22 protein-coding genes, 1 tRNA gene and 1 other RNA gene are annotated in these 25,777 nt (G+C 28.2%); 15 read left to right on the forward strand and 9 right to left on the reverse strand.

Going from position 1 to position 25,777, the window contains the following annotated elements; translation table 4 throughout:
* Positions 1-10 precede the first annotated feature (10 nt).
* The 10 genes from DA803_RS01815 to DA803_RS01860 all read left to right on the forward strand — a co-directional run bounded on the left by DA803_RS01815 (position 11) and on the right by DA803_RS01860 (position 13,443).
* The gene (locus DA803_RS01815; RefSeq protein ID WP_114190928.1) at positions 11-1,927 is read left to right on the forward strand and encodes a DNA gyrase/topoisomerase IV subunit B; all 1,917 of its coding nucleotides are present in this window, start codon (positions 11-13) and stop codon (positions 1,925-1,927) included.
* A 9-nt stretch (positions 1,928-1,936) separates the two neighbouring features.
* A complete protein-coding gene (locus DA803_RS06320) occupies positions 1,937-4,723 on the forward strand; it encodes a DNA topoisomerase (ATP-hydrolyzing) (RefSeq protein ID WP_114190929.1) in 2,787 nt (928 codons plus the stop codon).
* A gap of 48 nt (positions 4,724-4,771) precedes the next feature.
* Positions 4,772-4,894 (forward strand): hypothetical protein, encoded by a 123-nt coding sequence (locus tag DA803_RS06325; protein ID WP_277869718.1) that lies wholly within the window; start codon positions 4,772-4,774, stop codon positions 4,892-4,894.
* 209 nt (positions 4,895-5,103) lie between these two features.
* Entirely contained in the window at positions 5,104-6,243 is a 1,140-nt protein-coding gene (locus DA803_RS01825) for an ABC transporter B family protein (protein ID WP_114190930.1), read from the forward strand.
* Positions 6,244-6,248: 5 nt separating this feature from the next.
* Positions 6,249-7,844, forward strand: coding sequence for an endonuclease (locus tag DA803_RS01830; protein WP_277869719.1), 1,596 nt, complete (start codon positions 6,249-6,251; stop codon positions 7,842-7,844).
* A gap of 72 nt (positions 7,845-7,916) precedes the next feature.
* Entirely contained in the window at positions 7,917-8,789 is an 873-nt protein-coding gene (locus tag DA803_RS01835) for a diacylglycerol/lipid kinase family protein (RefSeq protein WP_114190931.1), read from the forward strand.
* Between the two features lie 1,216 nt (positions 8,790-10,005).
* Positions 10,006-10,842, forward strand: coding sequence for an MAG0920 family protein (locus tag DA803_RS06330; protein WP_114190933.1), 837 nt, complete (start codon positions 10,006-10,008; stop codon positions 10,840-10,842).
* 167 nt (positions 10,843-11,009) lie between these two features.
* Positions 11,010-12,008, forward strand: coding sequence for a nicotinate phosphoribosyltransferase (locus DA803_RS01850; protein WP_114190934.1), 999 nt, complete (start codon positions 11,010-11,012; stop codon positions 12,006-12,008).
* A gap of 3 nt (positions 12,009-12,011) precedes the next feature.
* Positions 12,012-12,683: a hypothetical protein gene (locus tag DA803_RS01855; RefSeq protein WP_114190935.1), complete on the forward strand. Its 672-nt coding sequence runs from the start codon at positions 12,012-12,014 to the stop codon at positions 12,681-12,683.
* 346 nt (positions 12,684-13,029) lie between these two features.
* Positions 13,030-13,443: a hypothetical protein gene (locus tag DA803_RS01860; RefSeq protein WP_114190936.1), complete on the forward strand. Its 414-nt coding sequence runs from the start codon at positions 13,030-13,032 to the stop codon at positions 13,441-13,443.
* 8 nt (positions 13,444-13,451) lie between these two features.
* Here the strand turns inward: DA803_RS01860 and DA803_RS01865 are convergent, their stop codons facing one another.
* Both DA803_RS01865 and DA803_RS01870 read right to left on the reverse strand, forming a co-directional pair.
* The gene (locus DA803_RS01865) at positions 13,452-14,147 is read right to left on the reverse strand and encodes a ribonuclease HIII (RefSeq protein WP_114190937.1); all 696 of its coding nucleotides are present in this window, start codon (positions 14,145-14,147) and stop codon (positions 13,452-13,454) included.
* A gap of 2 nt (positions 14,148-14,149) precedes the next feature.
* Positions 14,150-15,109 (reverse strand): Cof-type HAD-IIB family hydrolase, encoded by a 960-nt coding sequence (locus DA803_RS01870; protein ID WP_114190938.1) that lies wholly within the window; start codon positions 15,107-15,109, stop codon positions 14,150-14,152.
* Between the two features lie 283 nt (positions 15,110-15,392).
* Between DA803_RS01870 and upp the strand changes: the two genes are divergently transcribed.
* The 3 genes from upp to DA803_RS06340 all read left to right on the forward strand — a co-directional run bounded on the left by upp (position 15,393) and on the right by DA803_RS06340 (position 17,124).
* Positions 15,393-16,019 (forward strand): uracil phosphoribosyltransferase, encoded by a 627-nt coding sequence (upp, locus tag DA803_RS01875; protein WP_114190939.1) that lies wholly within the window; start codon positions 15,393-15,395, stop codon positions 16,017-16,019.
* Positions 16,020-16,223: 204 nt separating this feature from the next.
* Positions 16,224-16,859 (forward strand): type II toxin-antitoxin system death-on-curing family toxin, encoded by a 636-nt coding sequence (locus DA803_RS06335; RefSeq protein ID WP_114190940.1) that lies wholly within the window; start codon positions 16,224-16,226, stop codon positions 16,857-16,859.
* Between the two features lie 118 nt (positions 16,860-16,977).
* On the forward strand, positions 16,978-17,124 hold the full coding sequence (locus DA803_RS06340) for a hypothetical protein (protein WP_170120264.1): 147 nt from the start codon (positions 16,978-16,980) through the stop codon (positions 17,122-17,124).
* Between the two features lie 113 nt (positions 17,125-17,237).
* Here the strand turns inward: DA803_RS06340 and deoC are convergent, their stop codons facing one another.
* From deoC to rnpB, 5 genes are all read right to left on the reverse strand, one after another.
* Entirely contained in the window at positions 17,238-17,906 is a 669-nt protein-coding gene (deoC, locus tag DA803_RS01885) for a deoxyribose-phosphate aldolase (protein ID WP_114190941.1), read from the reverse strand.
* A gap of 26 nt (positions 17,907-17,932) precedes the next feature.
* On the reverse strand, positions 17,933-19,228 hold the full coding sequence (locus tag DA803_RS01890) for a thymidine phosphorylase (protein ID WP_114190942.1): 1,296 nt from the start codon (positions 19,226-19,228) through the stop codon (positions 17,933-17,935).
* 1 nt (position 19,229) lies between these two features.
* Positions 19,230-19,943, reverse strand: coding sequence for a purine-nucleoside phosphorylase (deoD, locus tag DA803_RS01895; RefSeq protein WP_114190943.1), 714 nt, complete (start codon positions 19,941-19,943; stop codon positions 19,230-19,232).
* Between the two features lie 69 nt (positions 19,944-20,012).
* Positions 20,013-20,753, reverse strand: a complete 741-nt coding sequence (locus DA803_RS01900; protein WP_114190944.1) for a DNA-processing protein DprA — start codon at positions 20,751-20,753, stop codon at positions 20,013-20,015.
* Positions 20,754-20,850: 97 nt separating this feature from the next.
* Positions 20,851-21,176, reverse strand: an RNA gene (gene rnpB, locus DA803_RS01905) — RNase P RNA component class B.
* 115 nt (positions 21,177-21,291) lie between these two features.
* Between rnpB and DA803_RS01910 the strand changes: the two genes are divergently transcribed.
* Both DA803_RS01910 and DA803_RS06345 read left to right on the forward strand, forming a co-directional pair.
* A tRNA-His gene (locus DA803_RS01910) sits at positions 21,292-21,367 on the forward strand.
* Positions 21,368-22,122: 755 nt separating this feature from the next.
* Positions 22,123-22,767 (forward strand): variable surface lipoprotein, encoded by a 645-nt coding sequence (locus DA803_RS06345; RefSeq protein ID WP_114190945.1) that lies wholly within the window; start codon positions 22,123-22,125, stop codon positions 22,765-22,767.
* Positions 22,768-23,808: 1,041 nt separating this feature from the next.
* Here DA803_RS06345 and nrnA (DA803_RS01920) read toward each other — a convergent pair.
* Together nrnA (DA803_RS01920) and nrnA (DA803_RS06350) are read right to left on the reverse strand one after the other, a co-directional pair.
* Positions 23,809-24,801 carry a bifunctional oligoribonuclease/PAP phosphatase NrnA gene (gene nrnA, locus DA803_RS01920; protein ID WP_114190946.1) on the reverse strand — a complete coding sequence of 331 codons (993 nt, stop codon included), beginning with the start codon at positions 24,799-24,801 and terminating at the stop codon, positions 23,809-23,811.
* Positions 24,794-25,765, reverse strand: coding sequence for a bifunctional oligoribonuclease/PAP phosphatase NrnA (gene nrnA, locus DA803_RS06350; RefSeq protein WP_114190947.1), 972 nt, complete (start codon positions 25,763-25,765; stop codon positions 24,794-24,796). The genes nrnA (DA803_RS01920) and nrnA (DA803_RS06350) overlap by 8 nt, the downstream gene beginning before the upstream one ends.
* Between the last annotated feature and the right edge of the window lie 12 nt (positions 25,766-25,777).

The following is a 25,777-nucleotide window of genomic DNA, read 5'->3' on the forward strand; positions in this document are numbered from 1 at the left end:
AATTAATGTTATGAGTATAAATAATTATGATGCAAAAGATTTAAAAGTTTTAAAGGGTCTTGATGCAGTTCGAAAGAGACCAGGAATGTATATCGGGTCAACTGATTCTAATGGTCTTCACCACCTAATATGAGAAATTTTAGATAATTCTATTGATGAAGCTTTAGCGGGATTTGCTACCAAAATTAAGATTATTTTAAAAGCTGATGGTTCAGTTATTGTTGAAGATAATGGTAGAGGAATTCCTATTAATAAACATGAACTTGGTAAAACCGGAGTGGAATTAGTATTCACTGAACTTCACGCCGGTGGTAAATTTGGCGAAGGAGCATATAAAACAAGTGGCGGACTTCACGGAGTTGGATCATCTGTTGTTAATGCCTTAAGCTCAAAACTTGAAGTTTATGTTTATCGTGATAAAAAAGAGTATTTCACCGCCTTTGTTCAAGATAAAATCACTGAAAAAACTAGATGTATTGGACCTACTGTCAAACAAGGAACAAAAGTTCAATTCTGGCCAGATTATGAATTATTTAAAAAAGCTAAATTTTCAAGCGATGTTGTTAAAGAAAAATTGCGAGAATCAAGTTTTTTAATTCCAAATCTAAAAATTCATTACATTAATGAACTAAAAGAAGAAAATATAGTTTTTGAAACTGAAGAAGGGATTAAAGAGTACATCAAATTTATTGGCGAAGGCAAAAATTTTGTCGGCGATGTTTTTTATGCGCGGGGAATGGCAAATAATGGCATCGAAGTTGATGTTGCCCTAGTATACACTGACAATTACAATGAAACCATCTACAGTTTTGTCAATAATGTAAAGACGCGAGATGGTGGAACACATGAAACTGCCTTTAAAACCGCACTAACAAAAACAATTAATGAATTCGCTACTAAAAATAATTTAATTAAAAAAATATCGTTTGAAGGAAGTGATGTCCGGGAAGGTATCATTGCCGTAATATCACTAAAAGTCCCTGAAAGCATTCTTGAGTTTGTTGGACAAACAAAAGATAAATTAGGTACCCCTGAAGCAAGAGAGGCAGTTGAATATTTTGTTAGTGAAAAAATTAGTTTCTTTCTTAATGAAAACAAACAAATTGCGGAAAAAATTATCCACAAAATTAAAAAGTCTTATGATGCTAAAATTGCGGCAAGAAATGCGCGAAATGAAATTAGAAAAGCAAAAACTAAATTAGACAATAAAAAAATTCTTTCAGGAAAGCTCACTCCCGCTCAATCTAAGGACCCAAAAATTAAAGAACTTTTCCTAGTCGAAGGTGACTCAGCCGGAGGATCAGCTAAGCTTGGACGTAATCGGGTAACACAAGCAATCCTACCACTTCGTGGAAAAGTAATTAACACAGATAAAGCTAAATTAACTGATGTCTTAGCTAATGAAGAAATTGCGACAATTATTAATACAATTGGAGCAGGAATTGGTGAGGATTTTAATATTAAAAACTCACAATATAGCAAAATAATTATTATGACAGATGCTGATACAGATGGTGCACATATTCAGGTGCTTTTATTAACTTTTTTCTGACGTTACATGAAAAAATTAATTGAAGCGGGAATGATTTATATTGCACTTCCACCTTTATATAAAATTTCAATTAAGGGCACAAGTAAAAAAGAATTTTATGCCTGAGATGAAGATGAATTACGTGAAATCACTAACAAGTATAACAATTACGAAATTCAAAGATATAAAGGATTAGGTGAAATGAATGCTGACCAACTATGAGATACAACTATGAATCCCGCAAGTCGATCAATTATTCAAATCGCAATTGAAGATGAAGCTTTAGTTGAAAGAAATGTAACTACTTTAATGAGTGAAGATGTTACTAAAAGAAAAGCTTGAATTAATTCTTATGTTGATTTTTCAAATGAAGATGATTTTAAGATTAGAAAGTAGGTTATTTATATGAACAAGAATAAAAAAGAACAAATTGATCAAATAACTGAAAATATCATCGAGAGAAATATGGTTGACATTATGAATGAAAGATTTGGAAGATATTCTAAATATATCATTCAACAACGGGCTATTCCTGATTCACGCGATGGCCTTAAACCAGTTCAAAGAAGAATTCTATATTCAATGTGAAATTTAAAACTGCGCAACAAAGAGCCTTTTAAAAAATCGGCTAGAATTGTTGGCGATGTTATCGGTAGATATCACCCCCATGGAGATTCATCAATTTATGAAGCTTTAGTTAGAATGGCTCAAGAGTGAAAAAGTAATTATCCACTAATTGAAATGCATGGAAATAAAGGATCAATTGATGATGATCCCGCTGCTGCGATGCGGTACACTGAATCAAGACTTGAAAAAATTTCTGAATTAATGCTAAAAGATTTAGATCGAAAAGTTGTAGCTATGGCACCAAACTTTGACGACTCTGAATATGAACCTGTTGTTCTGCCAACACTATTCCCCAATCTACTAATAAACGGAGCTAAAGGAATTGCTGCGGGTTTTGCCACAGAAATTCCACCACATAATCTTGGAGAAGTAATTGACGCTACTATTGCCATGATTAAAAACCCAATCATTTCAATACCATCACTACTAAAAATTGTAAAAGGCCCTGATTTTCCAACCGGTGGAATTATTAATGGCACTGACGGCATTGAAAAGGCTCTTGAAACTGGACAAGGTAAAATTATGTTATCTTCACAGTATCAGTATGTCAAAAATAAGAAGGATGAAATTATTGGCATCGAAATTAAAGAAATACCATTTGGAGTTGTGAAATCAAAATTAGTAGCCGATATTGATTCAATTGCAATTGATAAAATCATTAGTGGTATTAAAGAAGTAAGAGATGAATCTGACCGAAGCGGAATTTCAATATACCTCGACCTTGAAGAAGATTCAAGCCCTGAAGCCATTATGACTTATTTAATGAACAAAACTGATTTGAGAATTAGTTATAACTATAATATGGTAGCAATCGATAATAATGCGCCATGTTTACTTAATTTACAAACCGCACTTTTTTCATATTTAACACACTTAAAAGAAATCAATACTAATGGTATTAAATTTGATTTACAAAAATATAAACTTCGACTTGAAATTGTCGAAGGATTTATCAAAGTAGCAGAAATCTCAGATGAAGTAATTAAAGTTATTAAAAATAGTGATAATTCAAAACGAGGCGTTATTGAAGCGTTAATTAGAGTCTTTAATTTTACCGAACTTCAAGCCACCGCTATTGCCGAACTTAGATTATATAAACTTTCACGAATGGATCAAATTGAATTTCAAAATGAAAAAACCATTTTAGAAGAAAATATTCAAAAATGTAATTTACTATTAAATGATCAATACGAATTTAACAAATTTCTGATAAAACAGCTACTAGAAATCAAAAAAGAATATGCAAAACCACGGAAAACTCAAATCACAGAAGAGAAAATTAAAACTGATGTTGATCATAAACTTCTTGCTAAAAATGAAGATTTCTATTTCTTCATTAGTAAAGAAGGGTACATCAAGAAAATTAATTTAAAAATCTTTAATGCTAATCAAATAAGTAATTACAAACTAAAAGAAAATGATATATTACAGTACTATGACAAAATTAATTCACTTTCAAAAATCATTTTCTTCACTAATTTAGGAAACTTCTTTATTCTTGAAGCACATATTTTAAAAGACAATGGTTGAAAAGAACTAGGAACTCACATTTCTACTTTTGTCTCGCTTGAATCAAATGAGCATGTTATTAGGGTAATGGAAATTGTTTCTTTTGATAGTTATATCGAGATTATCTTAATTTCAAAATATGGTTTTGCCAAAAAAGTAAAAATTAATGATTTTGACAGTAAATTAAGTGCAAAAAAACGCCGTTGTATGAGTTTCAAAAATAATGATGATGAACTTGTTGACGCAAAAATTGCCAATAATGAAAAAAGTATTTTTATTATTCTAAATAATGGTGGCTATTACTTTATTGATGAATCGGTATTTAATTCAACACTTGATCTAAAAGCCCAAGGCATTAAATTATTTTCAAAATTGCAAACTAAGGATAAAATATTTATTTCGGCATTTGCGATGTGTTCACCTTTTAATTCATTACTAATGATTACGGCTGATGGATATGGTAAAAAATGAAGAATTCAGGATATTGAATCAGTTCAAAGATGGGGACGAGGATCAAGGCTTTATAATGTTTTAAATAAAGTTGATTGCAAACCAATGCATCTAGAGGTTATTAGTGATAGCTTAGAATTTCTTTACACTAATTCTAATAATGAAATTTGCCACTTTGATTTAAATAAATTTGACCATGATAGCAGCAGAATTGACAAATTAATTAAACTAAATTATGATTTTCAAAATCCTGGAGCTTTAATTCAACCTATTAAGATTAATGAATTAAAAGATCTAAACTTTTATGAACAAGAGAATAGCAAAGTAAAATTTCTCGAAATTGAAAATGCAAGTAAAAATAATAAAAATTTCATTTTCGATACTCAAACAACTTTATGCCAAAGATATTATATTAATAATTTTGGCAGCAGTGAAGATCAAAGCCAACAATCAGAGTCACCTGATGACGAAGATGAAATTGCGTTATTTGCTGAAAATGAGATTAAATTAGAGCCCAAACGTTCATTTGAAGAAAAGATGGAAGCGATGAATCACATTAATGTTGACTCATTAATCGAAAAAGTTAAAGAAATTAAGAAAAAATAGATATAATAAAATAATTATTTTCATTTAATTATTTACCAAGGAGAAAAAATGCGTAAAGACGTTCGACTAGCTAATAAAGTTAGAGCTGAAAAAAGAGCTCATAAATTAGCATTAGAAAAAGCAAGAGCTCAAAGAAGAGCTGCTAAAAAAGCCCAAATGGCAGAAAAATAAGCAAATTATACAACTGCTTTTTTATTATTTTAATAATAAATTAATTTTTAAAAACCACTTAAAAGATTTAGTGGTTTTTTTAATTTACTAAAAAAATGTAGGTCTAAGTTAAAAAAATATGTAATTACCATTTATATGTAAAAACAAATTTATTTTTGGTATTTTTGTGAAATAATTGAAGGTATATGTAAGTAAGGAGAAGACAATTTATGAAAAAGAAAATATTTTTAAGCACAATGATACTTTCAATTATTCCGATAACTACACTTGTTGCAGCTGCGTGTGATAATAATGATAGTAAAACAGAAAAACCAAAGGATATAACTCCACCTGCAAATGGCGGCGAAAATACAATGAAAACCCCAGGTGAAAACGAAAGAAAAGAAAATCAAGCTGGCGGAGAAGATAATAAAAATACAGACAAAAAAGAAATAATGAGCAACCAACCTGATAATAGTGGAAACACAACCAACCAAATGGGTGAAAAAACTGAAAATGATCAAGTCAAAAAAGAAATGATGGGCGACCAACCTGATAAAGGCAAGAACCAAAAAGATCAGACGAATGGGAAAACCGATACCGGTAAAGGCAAAAACAACCAAAAGGGCGAGCAATCAGACACTGGCAAAGAAAAAGGAAAAGACAAAACAATGAGTAAAAAACCTAATGCTAGCAAAGATACAAGTAAGCAAATGGGCGCAAAACCCGACACTAGTGATAAAATGAATGGGAAAACTCAGAATGATGACAAAAACAAACAAATGGGCGATGAAAAGGATCAATCCGACAAAGGAAATAATGTAAACCAAGATAAAGATTCTAGTATACAAAAAAATCCATCAGAAAATAATCAAAAACCAGAATCCCCTAATAAAAAACCAAAAGAACCCAAACCTGATAAATTAAACGAAGAAAAGGATACAGAAATTGATAATTCATTTTTAAACTTTAAAAATATGGCAAATAACATTTTAATTATTGTTGAGGAAAATAAAGATACTTTAATAAAAAAATTAAATGATGATAAAAATAAACTATTTTATAATTATAAATACAAAAAATTTTATTTTGCGCCAAAACGTCTTAAAAATGACCTTGTAAAAAACATGTTCAAAATGAGCAAAAATGACAATAAAGAACTTATAAAGACCAAAATTGATATTCCTAATCAAACAAGATTTGTTTCAAGTAATCAAAAGGAAAACACAAAACCTGAGGAAGAATTAGCTTTTAAATATGAAAATGAAAAGTTAACAATTAAATATAAATTGGCAAAACAAAATGGTCAAAATGTTAAGGATGTATCTGAAGAATTTACCACTACTATAGAATTAAAAAATAAGGAATAATAACTATGAAAAAGAAAACAATATTAAGCATTTTAACATTAACAACATTACCAATTTTGCCTTTAGTGGCAGCTTCTTGCTCACAAGGTGGAGACAAAAAACAGAACCCTGAAAATGGCCAAAACCAAGCTGGAAAAATCCAAGATGGAAATCAAAGTGGTGGTAACAATAATCAAGGTGGTAATAGCCAAGGTGGAAATGGTGATAATAGCGCAAATCAAATGAAAAACGATGCTACTAAATCACTTCCTAAAGAAATTAAAACTCTTGAAGAATTTGAAAAATACGGTGATAATATACTAAATATTTTAGTAAAAGATCAAGACGAGGTTATAAATCGTATTAATGCTAAAGATAAATTATTTTTTTCATTTAGTAGCAACAAACTAGCATTTAATAATAAGAAACCTTCATCAAAAGATGAATGAAATAATCTTAATTATATTATTAATTTAAAAACAAAGGTGAAAAGAGGATTACAACTAGCATCAAGTAAAAAATCACTTAATGGCAAAAGAATTAATTCTGAGTTAGATTATGAATACGACGCAACAAATAAATTGCTTACAATTAAATATAAATTGGCAAAATATAATGGACAAAACAATAACCCTGATATTTCAGAAAAATCATATCAAAGTCAAATAAGACTTGATAGAACAAAAGACGACGTTATTAATATCAGTGACGACAAGGAGTCTGGGCAGAGTAGCCAACGTATAACTAAGAGAAAAATTAGCAGTTCCAGTCCAATTTTAGATTCAAAACATCAACTTCAATATGATTCAAAAAATGAATTTTATAAAAATCTTGATGGCTTAAGCGGCGAACAATTAAGATCGGCACTTTTCCAAGTCCAAAAAAGCCATAGAGAAGCAAATCATGATTATAATGGTCTTTTTAAAATATATAAAGATGTATTTGTTGATAAATATTATGAAAATGATGGCACTGTATTAGATATATATGGTGAAAATCCAAAAGGAGATGACCCATTTGTATTTAGACATGGCGAATTTAGAGATGTTGGAAATTCTGAAGGTCAAGGAATGAATCGTGAGCATTTAATACCACAAAGTTGATGGAATAGAGAAAATCCAATGAGAGTAGATGCTCATCACGTTTGACCAACTGACAAAACAGTTAATGCTAAACATGGAAATTTACCATATGGAACTGTCAGGACACCAAAATATACATCAAAAAACGGAACTTTAGTTGGAATATCAGAAGAAGATGGCCAAGAAGTTACTGAAGTAATTGATGAATTCAAAGGAGATGTTGCAAGAGCTCATTTATATTTTGTTCTAACATATCGTGATAAAAATTTAGAAGCCAATGGCAACGGAAAAAGATTTTTTGAAAAGATAAACAATGAAGAGCATATTAGAAATAATTTCTTAGGAACAATGCTTAATTGAGCTTATAAAGATAATATTTCACAATTTGACCTAGACCGTAACAACGGTATTTATAAACATCAAAAAAATCGTAATCCATTTATTGACTACCCAGAACTTATTAAAGTTTATTTTGAAAACGACAATAATTTTGTTTTCAAAAATAAGGGTGTTGCAATTAATTTACAAGAAATCAATTAAAATGGGAGGATTTTTCCCATTTTTTTATCAAATAATTAAGGAGAAGATAGCTTATCACTATAATTAATAACTATGATTTACATATTTTATAATTCACTTTCAAAAGTGGCTAAACAAACCAAAAGATTCAATGAAATAATTACTAAATGCATTGAAGCTTTTAATGATTATGATATCGAAAAACATGATGTCGCAAAAGTTAATAATTTAAAAGAAATTATGCACAAATGCACAGAAAATGATAAGGTTGTATTAATTGGCGATGATATGACCTTTTCAAACATTGTCAATCTTATATACCAAATTCCACATCTACCAGATATTTATGCTTATAAATATGGAGATAAATGTGATTTTCTAAGGGAAATTTCACGACTTGAAAAAGTAAATATTGTTAATGAAAGATTTTTTAAAATTAATGATTATATTAAAAATTTACCAGTAGCCAATTATGATATAAATAAAAGAATTTTTTTAAATAGCATTGGTATTTCATCAGATCAATCAATTTGGCATTTTTTAAGGGCAACACAGCAAGATTTTAAAGTGCTTGATTATCTTTCTAATCTATTTCATCAAATTGATGATTTTAGAATATTAAACAAGTGCAAAATCTTTGTTGACGGTGAAGAGTATTACTTTAATGATGTACTATTTATAATGGTAATGAACGGTAAATATTGTGAATCAGGAGTAAGAATTGCACCACATGCCAATCGCAAGGCTGACTATGTCAATCTTATTGTTGTCCACAATGTCACAAAAGTTACTTTAAATATGCTACTATTTGCTATTTATTTTGGTGAACATCTTAGATATAGAAGATATATCACTGAATTTAAAGCAAAAGAGATCAAAATTGAATGTCCAACCATTCGGGAAATAATAATTGATGGCGAAAGATGCGAATCTGGAAAGATAATTAAAATTAAAAAACATAAATAAATAATTTATTAAATAAACTTTTTAACCAAAAAAACAAATAATCAAAATCATATACCTAATAACTTAAAAACACAATTACTGTGAAGGATATCTAAATTATGAATTTAAATCAGATAAATATTCTAGAGTTTACTATCTATCCAATTCCTATTATTTTCTTAATAGATTTTATATTATATTTAATTTATGTTACTTTATATGTTCAAAAATATTATCAAATTATCTTAAAAAAAGATACGCCGCAATTATTTCTAAAAAATAATATTGCAGTTAACAGTCAATTTTTCTCTACGTTTCGTAAAAAAATTAGTGGCACATTTAACTTTTTAGTGGCATTTGCTACTGTTATAATACTTATGTTTTTAGCTAATTTACTAATATTCATTGCATTAACTTTTTATTTAGATATTAAAGTATATTTGTATTTATCCTTTATTTTGCTATTAACTTTATTTATTCGTTATTTCCGATATTTCACTTAATAAAACTTTCGAAATGTAAAAGAAATATTAAAATTTGAGAAACAAAAAATAATAATCTTCAAAATGCCACCCTTTTCGAAGATTTAACTACTAAAGTCAACGATGAAATTTTTAAAATTTTCAGTAATGATGATTTAATCATAAGTTCTGATGATCAATTATCAGGATTTAGATATCGCGGCGCAATAAAGATAAGGAACTGAAAAGAATCGCTGCTAAAAAATAAGGACAATTTAGATAGTGAGTTTTATTACTTTTTAATATTTAATTACAATAGTGTTTCTATCTATAATAAGTTTTTTGAAATTCAAGATTATGCCTATATTTATCAAAATCGTGAATTGCTATTTAATAAAAAATAAACAACCAAATCTTAATCTAATTGATAATGACACTCCTAGTTTGGAGTGTTTTTTGATAAACGGTAAATAGAAGTTAAAATCTCACTGATTTTTATTAGCTATTAGTAAGCTTAAAATAGTTAATAAAAATCAAATATAAGTTAATTTAATGCTAAATGTACTTTTGATCTCAATTAATTAAATAACATTATTAAATGTGACAATAAACAAAGTAATATAATTTATAAAAGCACTAAAATTAAATTTAAATTTAACATTATTTATTTACTAGTGTAATGATTTTAATTTACATTAATTATCTAAATTAAAATAAACACAATGTAGAGAATCAAAATATTAAATTAATAAAGGCAATCATAGGAGGAAAGTGTTATGAATTTAGGTTTAAATGAAGCTGCCAAATATGCTCTATCTTTAGACGGAGTTACTTTAGCGGTGTTTTTAGTATTTATCTTTACCCTGATTCTTTATTATGCAAAGAAATATAGGGCAATAAATATCAAAGCAGGAGCTTCAAAGCTATTTTTAAAAGCTAGTGTGTCAGTTAATAGCACTTTTTTTAACATATTTCGCAAAAAGAGTAAAAATGCTACTATTTTCCCTTTACTATTTCTCCTAATCGGAGTTATAATGCTGATATTTAACATAACATTTCTAGTAATTTTGCAAAATAAAACATCAATTCTATCAGATTCTGAAATTCGTGGTTTATTTGATTTTGATTCTAAGATTAGAGTGTGAAATATTCCTATTGGAGCAATAAACCTTATATCTATTTTCACTTTGTCTTCTAGTGTTTGCATATGACTAATATCTTTAATACTTCTAATAGAAATTTTAAAAATAAGAAAAGAATATAAAATTTGAGAAACAAAAAATAACAATCTCCAAGGTGCGTCGGCTTTTGAAAATTTAACTAGTGAAGAGAACCAAAGATTTCTTAATGTTTTTTGTGATGAAAATCTAACAATCATTTTTTATGTCCAATATTGAAATTCAATTCAAATACCATATAAAATTAAATTCAAAAATTGAAAAAAATCACTGCTAAAAAACAAAGACAATTTAGACAATGAATTTTATTATTTTCTAATATTAAATTACAAAAACATTTCTATTAAAAATAATTTTTACGAAATTAAAGATTATGCTTATATTTATCAAAATCGTAAAGCTGTGTTTAATGAAGAAAATAATTTAATTTTCTAATCTATTTTATTAAACATAAAAAGTGAGATTTGTTATCGTAGAGAGATATTAGAATAATTTATTTTCATGTTATTCTTTTTACATAAAAACATTGTGGTATATTCGGATTTTTTATTCGTTTATTCAGCAAAATTAGAATAAAATTATATTACATAGGAAGATATGATATGAAACTAAAAGATCTAATTTCAATTTACTTTTTTAAAACTGAAAAAATTGCCAAAAAACTTCGGAAAAATAATATTGTGACATTACAATTTTTTCAAAGAAATAATGATGTTAAATTATGTGGTATGAATGAAGTTCTAGAATTACTTGCTAAAAATACCAATACTGAAAAATACACAATTCGCTACCTACCAGAAGGTAGTATTATTAATGACCGAGAAGTTGTTCTTGAACTTGAAGGTCCTTACTATGAATTTGGCATATGGGAAGGAATGATTGATGGCATCTTAGCTAGACAAAGTTCAATTGCTACCAATGCCTATCATATTATTAAAGCCGCCAAAAATAAATTTGTGATAAGCATGGCTGATCGTGCCGATCATTATCGCAATCAGGTTAATGATGGTTATGCCATTAGAGTTGGTGGTATTAAAAATCATTCAACAATGGTTAGTTCAAATTATGATTCGCAACATACCTTTGGAAGTATGCCACATGCATTAATTCAAATGTTTGAAGGTGATATTGTTAAGGCATGTCGCGCTTATAAAAAAACATTTCCTGAAGCCAATTTATTTGCACTTGTAGATTTTAATAATGATGTTATTACTGATTCACTATCTTGTTTAAAAGCTTTTGGTAAAGATTTACATGGAGTTCGAATTGATACTTCTAAATCAATGCGTGACAGAATGTTTGCAGAAAACGAAGATGAGTTTGGTGTAACAGTAAAACAAGTTAAGAATTTACGAAAGGCGCTTGATGAGCATAACGGCAAGCATGTTAAAATTATTGTTTCTAGTGGTTTTGACGCCAAACGAATTGCTGAATTTGAAGAGCAAAAGGCACCAGTAGATATTTATGGTGTTGGTGCTTCTCTGCTAAAAATTTGGGTTAACTTTAGTGCTGATGCTACAAAATTAGATGGAAAAAAAATTGCTAAAGCTGGCCGCGAATATAGTTATAATCCAAAGCTTCAAGTTTGGAAAGGAAGGTAAATTATGGATGTCGAAAATACTAAAAATAGTAAAAAAATAAATCTTAAAAATCATTTTCTAAATTTTCTTGGGTTTTTTGTAGTCATTTCGTTTTTATTAATTGGGGTAATTTTAATTCTTGCCGCTAATGATATTTTTGGTAAGGTATCAAGGGGTGGAAAAATTGCTAGCTATATTTTTGGAATTATTTTTCTAATTTTATTTATCTTTATTATTATAAAAATAGTCTTAATTCTAAAAGCTGAAGATAAATATCAAAAACAAGCAATTGATGGTGATAAATTATTCGCGGATTTATCACCGTCTTCAGAGCAAGTTGAATTTCATGAACAATTTAGTGAAAACTACCCAAAATTGCGTTTATCAAGAAATACATTTTTAGGCTTCTTATATAATTTTGAAAAAAAATCATTTAAAAGAGATGACATTGATATTAAATCATTAGACGTAATTCTATTAACTGAAGAGATGATTATAAAAACAACAGAAGAATATGGCTATTTTGATGTTTATTTATCAATTGAATTAATGAAAAGCATGAACAAAAAACTTGTTTGAAAAGGTGATTTTAAGAAATACAAAGTTTATTTTGAATTTCTAAGAAAAATTATTCGATCAACTGATGAGTATATAAGATTAACTTTTGTTTCTAAAGCAAATAATAATTTAGCTTAAAAACCCGCAAAAATTAAATTGCGAGTTTTTTATTTTCACTTAGCGATAGGTCATTAATTATCCAAATTTATTTTTGCCAACAGCCTTTAATAAATTTTCTCTATGATTAATGTCACTGTCACATCTAAGCTAAATTATAAAATAGTAGCTTGGTATGTTCAATTAGATAATATTTTTAAACCTTTAATATTTGCTTTTTTATTATTCTAAAAATGCTTCAAGTATGAAAACAAAATCATTTTTCTAGCTTTATATAAACTTATTATTAGATCAGTTAAGAAATATCGTAAAAGAGCATAACTGTGATAAATTTTTGTAATAAAATTAATGTGATAGGAAAAACATCATGAAACTTATTTTAAACAAAAAATTAAAAAGAGAGAAAAGTATTATTTCAGCTAGTTTCTGGCTAACAATATTCTTTTTTGTGTTCTTTGCTGCTAATATCTCAATGCTAATACTATTTTTTGAAAAAGCAAATGAAAGTGGCAATTTTTTCATAAAAAACCCTATTGCTATTATTTTTATTATTTTGCTAGCATTAAATATAATTGCTATTCTAGCGATTGCTACGCTTAAATATCAAATGGCAAAAAAAGAAAATAATTCTCAACTTAGAAAATACTATTTGCTAACACTGGCATTAATATTATTGTTTGTTTGATTTATTCCATTTATTAGTGGCACAATGGCTTCTAAGGAAATTAATAGCGATAGAATCAATGAACATTTTATCTTACAACAAAAACAAAACTCCTAGCGTTTCGTCTAAGAGTTTTGTTTTTCAATAGATTCTTTTGCTTTGGCAGTTGTTTTAAATGAAACTTTAGCAACTTGGTATAAAATAGCTTCGCCGCGTTCTTTTATTAATTTTGCTGCTAGAGCATCAACTTCAGGACCCGCCCCTAATTTAAATTCAACACCAAACTCAGCATTCTGTTCTTTAAGATAATCTAAAAGAATAGATCTTGCCAAAATTGAAGCTGCTGCTACTGAAAGCGATTCATCTTCAGCTTTAGTTTTTAAAATAATGTTAACCTTAGGTTTACGAACTTTCATTCAAGTAATTGATTGAAGTTTTTGAATATGATTTTCAAAGGTTTCATAAGAATTTGTATATTGGTCAATAATAACATCAACTGATTTTTTTAATGCTTTTAAAAGTTGATTTATTGAATTTAGGTGACTTAAAGTCTTAATCTCATTATTGTTAATGTCATTTTTGATTAGATTATTATAACCTTTTTGTGATAGAACATTTTTTTTGAAAACAACATATGGTTTAATTTTGTTAGCTATGTCAAGGATTTTAGCATCTGTTAATTTTTTGCTGTCCTTGACTCCCATTTCTCTAACTATTTCAATATTCTCTTCTGGAATATAACAAGCTACAGATACAACTGGGGTGAAATAATCACCAACACCAGTTTCATCTACTCCAATTAATTTATCAAATTCATTCACTACTATTCCTTACCTTCACCATTAAAAAATGTATCAGCTTTAACGGTGCTCAAATTCTTTCTATCTTGATTTTTTTTATCTTTTGCTTTTTTAATGTATTTTTCTGGATTATTAAGGAAGGCCTCAATGAAATATCCCACTGCACCTTCACGATTAGTTTGTTTCATTACTACTGTTGACATCTTTTTAATTAGTGGTTCAGCATTTGCTGGAGCAACTCCAACATTACCTACATCAAACATACTTAAATCATTGTATGAATCTCCCATAACAACAGTATCATCAATATCGATGTTATAGTATCTCATCATTAATGAAATAACTTTTCCTTTATCAACCCCGATTGACGTAATATCAAAAACTGGACTTAGACCTTCACCTTTTGATCATGAAGAGAATTCACCCAAATCACCATATTTTCTTTTTAAATATGTTAATAGTTCAATAACATCGGTATTAGGTTGCACATCAAAGACAATTCCGGTTGGTTTTAGTGGAATTTTCTCCAAATTGATGTTTTCTCTAAATTTTGTTGCTTGGTTAAATCCAAACACTTTTTCCAAATTTGGATCACGGTGCATTAGTTGTACCCAGTCTGGACCCTCAATTGCGTAATTCGATATTTCTTTTTTAACTTTCTCATCTCCTAAAATATATAGAACTTCATTTAAGTCTAAATATGTAATTGTTGGAATGAAAAATGGGTCAGCAGGATTATGGATATGAGCTCCGTTATAATTTCCTACTATTGCATTTAGGCCAAGTTTTTCATAAACTGGCATGGTGCTTCTTCATGGACGACCAGTGATAATTGAAACAATGTGTCCTTCAGCAACTGCTCTTTTAATGGCTTCTTCAGTTTTTGGATGAATAGTTCCCGCACCTGAATCTGCTAGCAGTGTACCATCAAGATCTAATGCAAATAAAAATCTCCTCTTTTCAGAATCTTTATTGTATGCCACGATACTTCCTTTCAAATATTAATTTTTTAGTTATTGAATAGAAGGAATAAAAATATGACTCAACTGGTTTTCTTTTATTTTCCTTTGTTTTTCAATATATTAGATCATAAAATCTAAATAAATTTTTATCAATATTAATTATAAAATAAAATTAATTTTTAAAGTATTTATACGTCTAAATCCTATTTTTATACAAAAAAAATGCTAATAATAATTAAAAAATGATGAATATTAATATAATTTATGCAAGAATAGGCTAATTTTAATTAATTAGGAGGGTAAAGTGCTAAAAGTAATTAATCATCCACTGATATCGATTAAACTAACAAATATGCGAGATAAAAATGCAGATCATTCAGTTTTTAGAAGAAATTTAAACGAAATCGCTTCGCTAATGGTATATGAAATCTTAAGAAATTATCAAACTAAACCCCGTGAAATTATTACACCACTAGACAATAAATTCATTGGGATGTCATATGATAAATCAATTGTTTTTGTTCCCATTCTAAGAGCAGGACTAGGAATGGTTGATGGGCTACTAGAATTAGTTCCAGAGGCAAGAGTTGGTCATATTGGGATGTTTCGCGATGAAAAAACTTTTGAAGCAAAAGAGTATTTTTATAAGATGCCTAATGTTGCAAAGGATAGTTATGTCTTTGTTGTTGATCCAATGCTAGCAACCGGCGGATCAGCTGTTGATGCAATTAAAAAATTAAAAAAAGACGGATTTGTTAATATTCAACTTGTTTGCCTTGTTGGTGTAAAAGAAGGAATAGAAAATGTCGAAAAAAACTTTGGCAAGGATTTTGGAATTTATTTAGCATCACTAGATAACAAATTGAATTTAAACAAATACATTGAACCAGGTTTAGGAGATGCCGGAGATAGAATATTCGGAACTAAATAATGATATTTACAAAGTGCACAATTATTCGTGTGCTTGTTTTTTATAAACTGCTAAATGTTTTAGACAATGATAATTTAATAATTTATTTCACTTGTTAAATAAAACAAAGGATACTATTAAAACATTAGTTTCTAGTTTCAAGATCAAAAATAAATTAAACATCGTTGGGTATAATTTTTACAATGTTAGGGAGATTAAAGTAAAATGAAAACAATAAGCTTAATTATTAGTGAATATGATAATAAAAATTTAGATAGATTTATTAGACAATACTCTTCAGAGCAAATGATTTATGTAAATGATAAGTGATATATCAAAAATAATGATGGCTTAGAAGAAATTAATTTTAGAATAAAAATTTTAGATTTTAAAAGCATCTCAAAAACAACTTTTTTAAATTGAATTGAAAAAATAATTTTAAAATCAATTGAAAAAGCTAAAGAGGCTACTAATAATGTTGAATATCCTGGTGATTTTATTTTAGTAAATGAAAATTACCAAGTTATTGATAGAGTTGAGAGTTTGCTTTTGCGATATCAATATCAGGAAAATTGAAGTATTATTGATTATTACATTGATTTATTTTTATTTATATTAGAAGCACACCTATTTAAAAATGGAAATAAACGTTTTGCGTTTTCATTGCTTAGAAATTTAATGGTAAGTTCAGGTTTTTACCTTAGATGGTCAAATGAAACTTATTTGAAAAAACACCACTTGTTAATGATTCAATTCATAAAGAGATTATATGTTTGAATATCTGTCTGTCAAATCGATCGGCATCTGATGCGATTATTACAGCACATGAGCAAGCAGATGAAGGTAGCCAAGATTATCTAAATATTTTAGAAAGTTATCAAAATTCTGACATTAAAGTTAGACAAGAGAACATAAAATTAAAAGTAAAAAAATGAATTCAAGACACCATTGAAATAAGCGATTAATTTAAAGGATAAAAATGAAAAATAAAATTGTTTATATTACATGAGATGTAAATTTATTAGGTGATCAGGAACTTGCCAATAGAGAAAAAAGATGATTAGCAGAAAAGGCTAAAAGTGAAACAATCTTTGAAAATACTATGAAAATTCTGGAAAAAATGTAAATTAGAAAATTGCTAAGTTAAAATTGGCAATTTTTTTATAATAAAAACAAGTCAACACTATTAATAATGTTAAACTTGTTAATTTTTATACGAAAGTTAATTATCTAATTTTATTAGTATGAACCTTTATTATCAGCCTTTTTATTTTCCATAATCGCAATTGATTTTGATGTTCCAAGACGACTAGCGCCTAGTCTAATCATTTCATTAGCATCTTCAGTTGATTTAATTCCGCCTGATGCCTTAATTAGAATTTTATCACCACAAACTGATTTCATAATCTTAACATCTTCAAAAGATGCTCCACGGTATGAGAAGCCAGTTGAGGTTTTAATATAATCTGCTCCTGATTGCATTACTATTTCGGTAATTTTCGCAATTTCGTCATTTGTTAATAATGCAGTTTCAACAATAACTTTTAGAAGTCTGCCATTACATGCTTCTTTAATTGCTTTAATTTCATTTAGAACATATTCGTATTGTTGATCTTTGAAACGGCCAACATTGATTACCATATCAATTTCATCAGCACCGTGTTCAACAGCAATTTTGGTTTCATAAACTTTTACACTTGTGGCATTGTAACCAAGTGGAAAGCCAATAACGGTACAAACTAACACGTCTGAGCCTTTTAATTGTTCTTTTGCATATTTAATATATGATGGTGGAATACAAACTGATTTAAAATCTCATTTCTTAGCTTCTTCAATTAGTTTGTCAATATCTTTAAATGTAGCTGAAGCGGCTAAATTTGTATGATCAATATATTTATTTAATTTCATTATAATTTCTCCATTTTTTGTATTTATTAGTATAATTTCGCGAAAACTTCTTGAATTTCATGCTTGTTATTACTAAATTCTATAGCATCTAAAATTTCTTTTTCTAAATTAGTGTCAATTTCTTTTGAAGAATATAGGGTAAATAATGTATCGTTAACCTTTACATAATCATTTGAAGATTTATTTAAATAAATTCCCGCTTCAAAATCAATGCTATCTTCTTTTTTAGATCTTCCGGCACCTAATTTCATTGCAACAAGTCCAAAAGCGATTGCCGAATTAATTTTTAAATAACCTTCGCTATTTGACTTAATTTCATACTTATGCTTTGGATTAAATCAATTAGGATTATCTAATAATTCAACTTTTCCGCCTTGAGCCTTGATTCATTCCCTAAATTTTTCATATGCTTTTCCACTAATAATAGCTTCATCAATCATACTACGAGCTGTTTTTTCATCTTTAGCAACTTTAGCTAACATTAAAAGTGTTGAACCTGATGAATAAATAATTTCTGTAAAATCTTTAGGACCTTTACCTTTTAGTGTATCAATTGCTTCTAGAATTTCAATTTTGTTACCAATTGCTCTACCAAGTGGTTGATCCATATTGGTAATTTCAACTGCAATTTCTCTTCCTAGTTTTTTACCAATTTCAATCATTAATTTACCTAATCTTTTGGCTTCGTCAATGTTCTTCATAAATGCGCCATCGCCACATTTAACATCAAGCAAAATACAGTTAGAGCCAGTTGCTAATTTTTTTGACATAATAGATGAGGCAATTAATGGAATTGATTGAACTGTTGCTGTAACATCACGAAGAGCATAGATTTTTTTATCAGCAGGAACTAAATTTGTATTTTGTCCAATTACAGCAATATTGTGTTCTTTCACAACATCTTTAAATTCTTGATCTGAAAGTAAGATATTATATCCTTCAATTGATTCTAACTTGTCAAGTGTTCCACCGGTGTGACCCAATCCTCTTCCAGACATTTTAGCTACGGTTAAACCAAGTGAAGCTAGAATTGGACATAAAGCTATACTTACTTTATCTCCAACTCCTCCAGTTGAATGTTTATCAACAATAGTCTTATTTAAAAATTTTCAATCCAAAACTTCACCTGAATGCATCATAGCATCGGTTAAATAAGCAGTTTCAGTATCTGTAAGACCATTTAATCTAATAGCCATTAGTAAAGCTGAGACTTGATAATCAGGAATAAATTCCTTAACATAACCATCAATAAAAAATTTTATTTCCTCTTTAGTTAGTTCTTTTTTTTCTGATTTCTTTGTAATAATGTCAATAAAACGCATTTTATTTAAACTCCTCAGCTAAAGATAAAGCTAATTTCATCATTTCATTGAATGAGTTTTGCCTTTCTTCACTTGTTGTATATTCATGTGTAATTAAATTATCTGAAATTGTAAGAAGTGTTGCAGCTTTTTTGTTTAATCTTTCGGCAACCGTGAATAAACCATAAGCTTCCATTTCAACACAAATTGAATCACCTGATTTTTTAGCTCTGTCTAGAGCAGATATATCTGAATAAAAAGCATCTTCAGATAAAATTCTTCCTTCATGAATTGTCATATTCAATTTTTTTGCGTGCTTTTTAATTAATTCATTTAGTTCTGCATTTGGCTTAGCAACATGACTATTATCTCCTAGAATGTTAGTTCTAAATGATGTACTGTCACTATATGCTTCTGAAGCTAAAACCATTTCATAGTTTTTAATTTCTGCTTTAAATGAACCGGCTGAGCCAATTCTAACAATAGCTTCAACTCCATATTGACTAAATAGTTCATATGAGTAAATACCAATTGAAGGAACTCCCATACCTGAAGCACAAACTGATACCCTATTTCCATTATAGTATCCGGTATACATTAGAACGTTTCTTACATCTGAAACAAGTTCAACATTTTCTAAGTATTTATCAGCAATATATTTTGCCCGTAATGGATCTCCAGGCATTAAAACTAGTTTTGCAAAAGCGCCATCTTTTGCGTTTATATGTGGTGTCATAAATCTCCTTTATATTTTAAATTCATACAATAATAATTTTACTATTAAAAATAAAAAGCAAGTACTTTATTATGGCACTTGATTTAAATTTGTTATTAACTTTGCCCCACAATTTATTAGTTCGATATTATCATTTTTATCATCATTTTCCAAAACAAAGCAGAAAACATCTTTTCCTTGTTCAATAAAATTATCAACAATTGGCATCATTTTGTGGTCTGTCGATGAAATGAGTACTAAGCTTTTGGAAACTGAGCTTAAAATTCGATTTCTCGCAAACAATGACTTTCTTGTAGGATGATAAAGATTGGGATATTCGCTAATTAGTAGAACATTGGGGTTATCAAATAATTTTGGATTGCATATTGATTTAAAATATTCAATACCACAATTTAAAACAATAATTAATTTTTGCTCACTTTCTATGATTTTTTGGGCAATTTTGCTATCAAATCCAGCTCATAATTCAGTAACATAGACATAATTTCGTTCTTTAAAATCTAAATTTTCTAAAATTTTATTAGCGGCTGCTGTTTCATAATTTCCAGTCAAACAAATTTTGTTTTTTTCATATAAAATGTCAATATTGCCATAATAATAAAGAATAAAAGGTGGTTTATGCAAATAGTTAAAAAGGTCGGGATAGTGTTCATCTAAAATACTAATATATTCACGGTCTTTGATATTGTCTAAGTTTATATAATCAAGCATTTTTGGCTCTTCAATTTCTTCATATGATTTAATAGCTTTGTAGATGCTATCTCAATCACCGGAATATTTCATACTAAAATATATTAAAAGGTCATTCATTTTTTTCTCCTAATCTAAATTTAGTTGAAAAAATAACATAAGTTGCAAAATGACGAAAAAAATAAGAAAAAAGATCGGGAGGCGACCTTTTTCTTTACACTATAAACCGCTTTTTGTACTACTTTCGTAATGCCTAAACATCTAGAAATGTAGTGCTAACTATTTATCTAAACTATTTTCATAGCTTTCAGACCTTTGTTGAATTTCATTGGTCTAATTCCCCTACCAAAATTTGGGTTTCTAACTCATGAAGTTTACATCGTTGCATCTTAACTTAATAAGCTCGTCTCTGTTGCACTAGTTGTCAACTTTTAAAGTTGCCTAGACTTATTAGGTCTAGCATGATCACTACTTGCATCTCAGCAAGTGCTAGAGCGGATTTTCCTCTATATTATAATATTAATACAGCAGTTAGCCGTGCTCATTAATTTTATAATAAATCTTAAGAATAATTTGCTAATTTATTAAAATAAAGATAAATATTAAAAAATATTAATCAAATAGAAAATATGATAAAATAATAAAGCAAAAATTAATGGCGTTCGTGGCGAAGTGGTTAACGCTCCGGGTTGTGGCTCCGGCATACGTGGGTTCGATTCCCATCGAACGCCCCATTTTTTTTATTTCTTTTTCACAATAAATTAAATATATTTATTTTCTTAATTTCAAAAACAAATAAAAACGCTAATGATTTTGACATTTGTCCAATTGAAAAGTTCATGCGCAATTCAACATTTGTTTCTTAATTATTCTATGACATCAAAATTCTCTTGCATAAATTGATTTATGCGAAATTATCTATTTTGAAATTTCTCTTTGAATGTTATTTATTGCATCATTTGTAACATTCTAGATATCTTTTAATCTGTAGCATTGAAATTATTATTAAGTCATTAAAATTGTTAGCCTTCTTTACTCAAAAATCCATATGATTTGACTATGTAAGAGTGAATATTAATTAATCTTATTAATAATACGCATGAATTTGATTCCATTATCAATGATTTTTATGTCTTTCTAATGATTTCTAAGCAATGCTGTGATTATCTTAATTTTCAGAATATGATTAATTCTGCCATTTCTTTTCAAATTATCGAGACACTTGAATTTATTTTTTTGTAATTATTTTCATAGCAAACTTTTTGTATATAAATTTGAATTGTATGTTTGCATGTGACAAACATATATAAAACCCTCTTGCAAGCAGTTTGAGCGGCTTTTTTATTTATATGAGATATTAAAAAATCAATTTATTTTTACATTAAATGATCGCATCCAAACTTTCGATTTAGGCTTTATTTGGTACGACCTTGTTCACATACTATGATAAAATTTAAATATAATAGAGAAAAGAAAAGAGGAAAATATTATGAAAAAAAATAAATGACTAGCCACTTTATCATTATCTGTTATTGCAATGCCATTAATAGCTGCTGCTTGTAACAATGTAAATATGAAAAAAGAAATGCCACAAACTCCACCAACAACTCCAGAAGCTCCTAAACCAACTCCGCCACAAAATGATTCTCCGCAAACACCACCAACAAATCCGAAATCTCCACAAACTCCTCCAAAAATGAATGATTCAAAGCCAGATTCTAAGGATATGACACCAAATACCCCGCCACCTAATAATATGGACAATAAAAAAGAAGAAAGCCCAAAAATGCCTTTAGACCCAAAAGATTCAAAACCTTCTCCAATGAAACCAATTGTCCCTGATAAAGATAAAACAGAAGCGGATTGAAAAAAGTTTTTACTTGAAAATGTAGAAATAGATTATTCTGAAAAACCAATAGATTTAAGTAGATTTGACTCTAAAAAAGTAACAGTAAAGACTCCGGATGGATGAGTTGCTCATTATGACGAATTTTCTATTAATGTTTTTCCTTCTGAAGATTCAAAATCTCTACAAATTAGTGTTAATATGACATTGACAAATGAAAAATATCCAAATATTAAAATAATGATTGACAAAAAAAATGGTATTCCTTTAAAAAGTGAAATGAAATAATTTTTTATTAATTCTAATAACGCAAAAAATTGAAATTGCTAAAAGAATATTAAATAATTAAAATTTAAAAATTTACTAATTATTTACCTGTAGATATTAAAAACTCTAAAATCATCTTTATAAATAATTAAACGTTTAAACTAATAATATTGGAATAAAAATAGCAAATAAAATATAAAAAATTATAAAATTTTTTTAATAAACAAAAAATCATAGAAAAAAAATATATAATTTAATTGAATTTTTCCAAAATCAAAGTTCAAGTGCAAGCTAGCACTTGAACTTTTTAATTATCTTATAATGACAAAATTCTTGCATAAATTGGTCAGATGATGTTTCATAATTCAAAATTTCTCTTGACATGTTATTTATAGAATTTATAATTTCTTCTAATTCATTTTTAGTTATCAAATTAAAGTTAAAACCTTTTTGAAATTCTTTTAATTAAACCATTAAAGTTTTTTTACTTCCCCATTAGAAATAATCATACTATTCCACTTTATGAACTTAAATTTTTATAATTTAGATAATAGCTCATTTTTACAAATTCGATACCATTATTATCAGTTATGACTTTTACATTTAAAAGATTTCCCCAACCAATATAATATTTGATAAATTATTTTATAAAGTTAACGATTTTTTTGTTTAGGTCAAACTTAAATAAATATTATTTTTATCGCTTTTAAGTGATTTATAGGTAGCAATTTTTGAGTCATAGCTTCTATACTTAATTTTATTTATCTTCAAATTGTTGGGATACTTTGATTTAATTCTTTTGTAACCATTTTCATTGGCATACTGTTTTATATATGCGTTTGAATTAGTGTTCTCTCTTTACCTGATATATTTTGTATTTTCTTGCTCTATAAATTATATAAATCGTTCACTAAAGCCAAATTGAGGGATTTTTATTTTAGCCTTTTCTATAATGATAAAAAATATTAAAAAATTCAAGGCCCCAATTTAATTTTTACATTAATTAATTGATTGCTCTTGAAATTTCAATTCGGCAAATGCCAATGATTTTAACGTCTTCTATTATGCATCATATTCAGCTAAATTTTGTGTTTCTGCTTCTAAATCTTTTACAATTTCAGGAATTAATTTTGCGTCGTTAATTTGTGCACCAGATGCCCGGTGATGACCACCGCCACCTCATTTAAGGGCAACATTTCGCACAGCACAACCATTTGAACGGAATTCGCAACGGATTTGGTTAGGCTTCTCTTGAGTGAAAAATACTCAAGCCTTATTATCATCAATTGAAGCTAAAGTGAAAGGACGATTAGCTTTTAGAGGATCGTCAATTCCCATTTTCTTTTGATCTTCAAGATTAAAATAAAATCAAACAACACCATTAGCAATATTCATATTTTGTTGAATAAAAGCATTAATGCGGATATCTGACAATGATCTTTTTGCCATTTCACTATGAATTAAATCTTTTCTTGCTTTATTTGCTCATAATCAACTTACTAAAAACATCGTTTTTTCATTGGTAAGATTAGTAGTTAAACGAACTGAATCAGTATAAATTCCTAAATATAGATATGTTGCTGCATCAGCATTCATTTTTCAATTTAGGCCATATGCTAATTCAACAACTTGTTGAGCTGCAGCAGGTGCTTCAGCTTCAATTCATCTAACTGAGGCATTTAAATCATCTTCATTTGGATGGTGGTCAATGCGAATTACATCATCAAATAAATTATTATCTAAATATTCACGTTTTTCTAGACGCTCTTTATAATTAGCATCAACAATTATTGCTAATGAATTAGGTAATTTTTTAAAAGGTAATTCATCCATTTTATCAAAGCCAAGATATGGAAAACTTCCTTTTGCATCACCAATTGCATACACATTCTTATCCTTAAAATTTTCTTGAATTAAGGCCTTCATTCCAAACTGCGAACCTAGGCAATCACCGTCAGGGCGAATGTGGTGAAAAATAACAATATTTTGATATTTTTTAATTTTGTTTTCTATTTCCTTAAACAATTGTTTTTTTTCTTCGTTTATACTAATCATATTTTTTAACCTCTGCCTTTAGTTCATTAATTAAATTACGAATATCTCGACTATTTTTACATGTTGCTCCAGCTGCGAGTTCATGACCACCGCCAGGGGCAAATCTTTGACAAACGTGATTGATTCAAATTTTATTACTTCTAACTCTTGCTCTAATGCTGCCATCAGGTTGATCAATAAATAGCACTCAAACCTTACAGTCACCAATATTAGATAAAATGCCTACGTCGCTAGCTTCAGTTGGACTTAGATTAAACTTTTCAAGCATTTTTTTAGTAACGTGAAAATAAATAACATTGTCTTCTTTTTTATAATTGTAAAGTACATAAGCATTGAACTTTACTTTTTTCTCTTCTCTAATTGATAGTGGAAAGTTTATATCTCAAACCTTAAATCCTTCGGCATTGTGTAGATATGAAACAACATCAAAAGTACGTTTTTGAACATAATCATACATAAAACGGTTTGAGTCAGTATTAATTCCTAAATATAAATATCTTGCAGTTGGCAGAGAAATTTTTAAATTTGCCATCATAGCAATATAAGCAATTTGTTCAGCACTCGCAGCATAGGTTGCATCTTCTCAAGTATAATCATATGCAATATCCGGATCATTTGGATGATGATCAATACGTAGCATATGAGTAAAATGTTTTTCTAAAATAAGATTTGAAAATTGAATACGAATTGAATCATTTGCATCCACCACGATCCCAAGTGAATTATTAAGATATTTTTTATCAATATCTTCAAATTTATCAAAATCTCAAATCATAAATGGAAAGAGTTCTTTATTTTCTCCCAAAACAAACACATTTTTTTCAGGAAAATTGCTTTTAATTAGCTCCCTTAACCCAAACTGTGAACCCAAACAATCACCATCAGGTCGAATGTGATGAAAAATAAAAATATTAGCATGATCTTGAATTGCTTTAAGCGCAATTTCTCATGTATTTTTTGCCATAAAATTATCTCC

Source organism: [Mycoplasma] phocae (assembly GCF_003332325.1).
GTDB lineage: Bacteria > Bacillota_I > Bacilli_A > Mycoplasmatales > Metamycoplasmataceae > Metamycoplasma > Metamycoplasma phocae.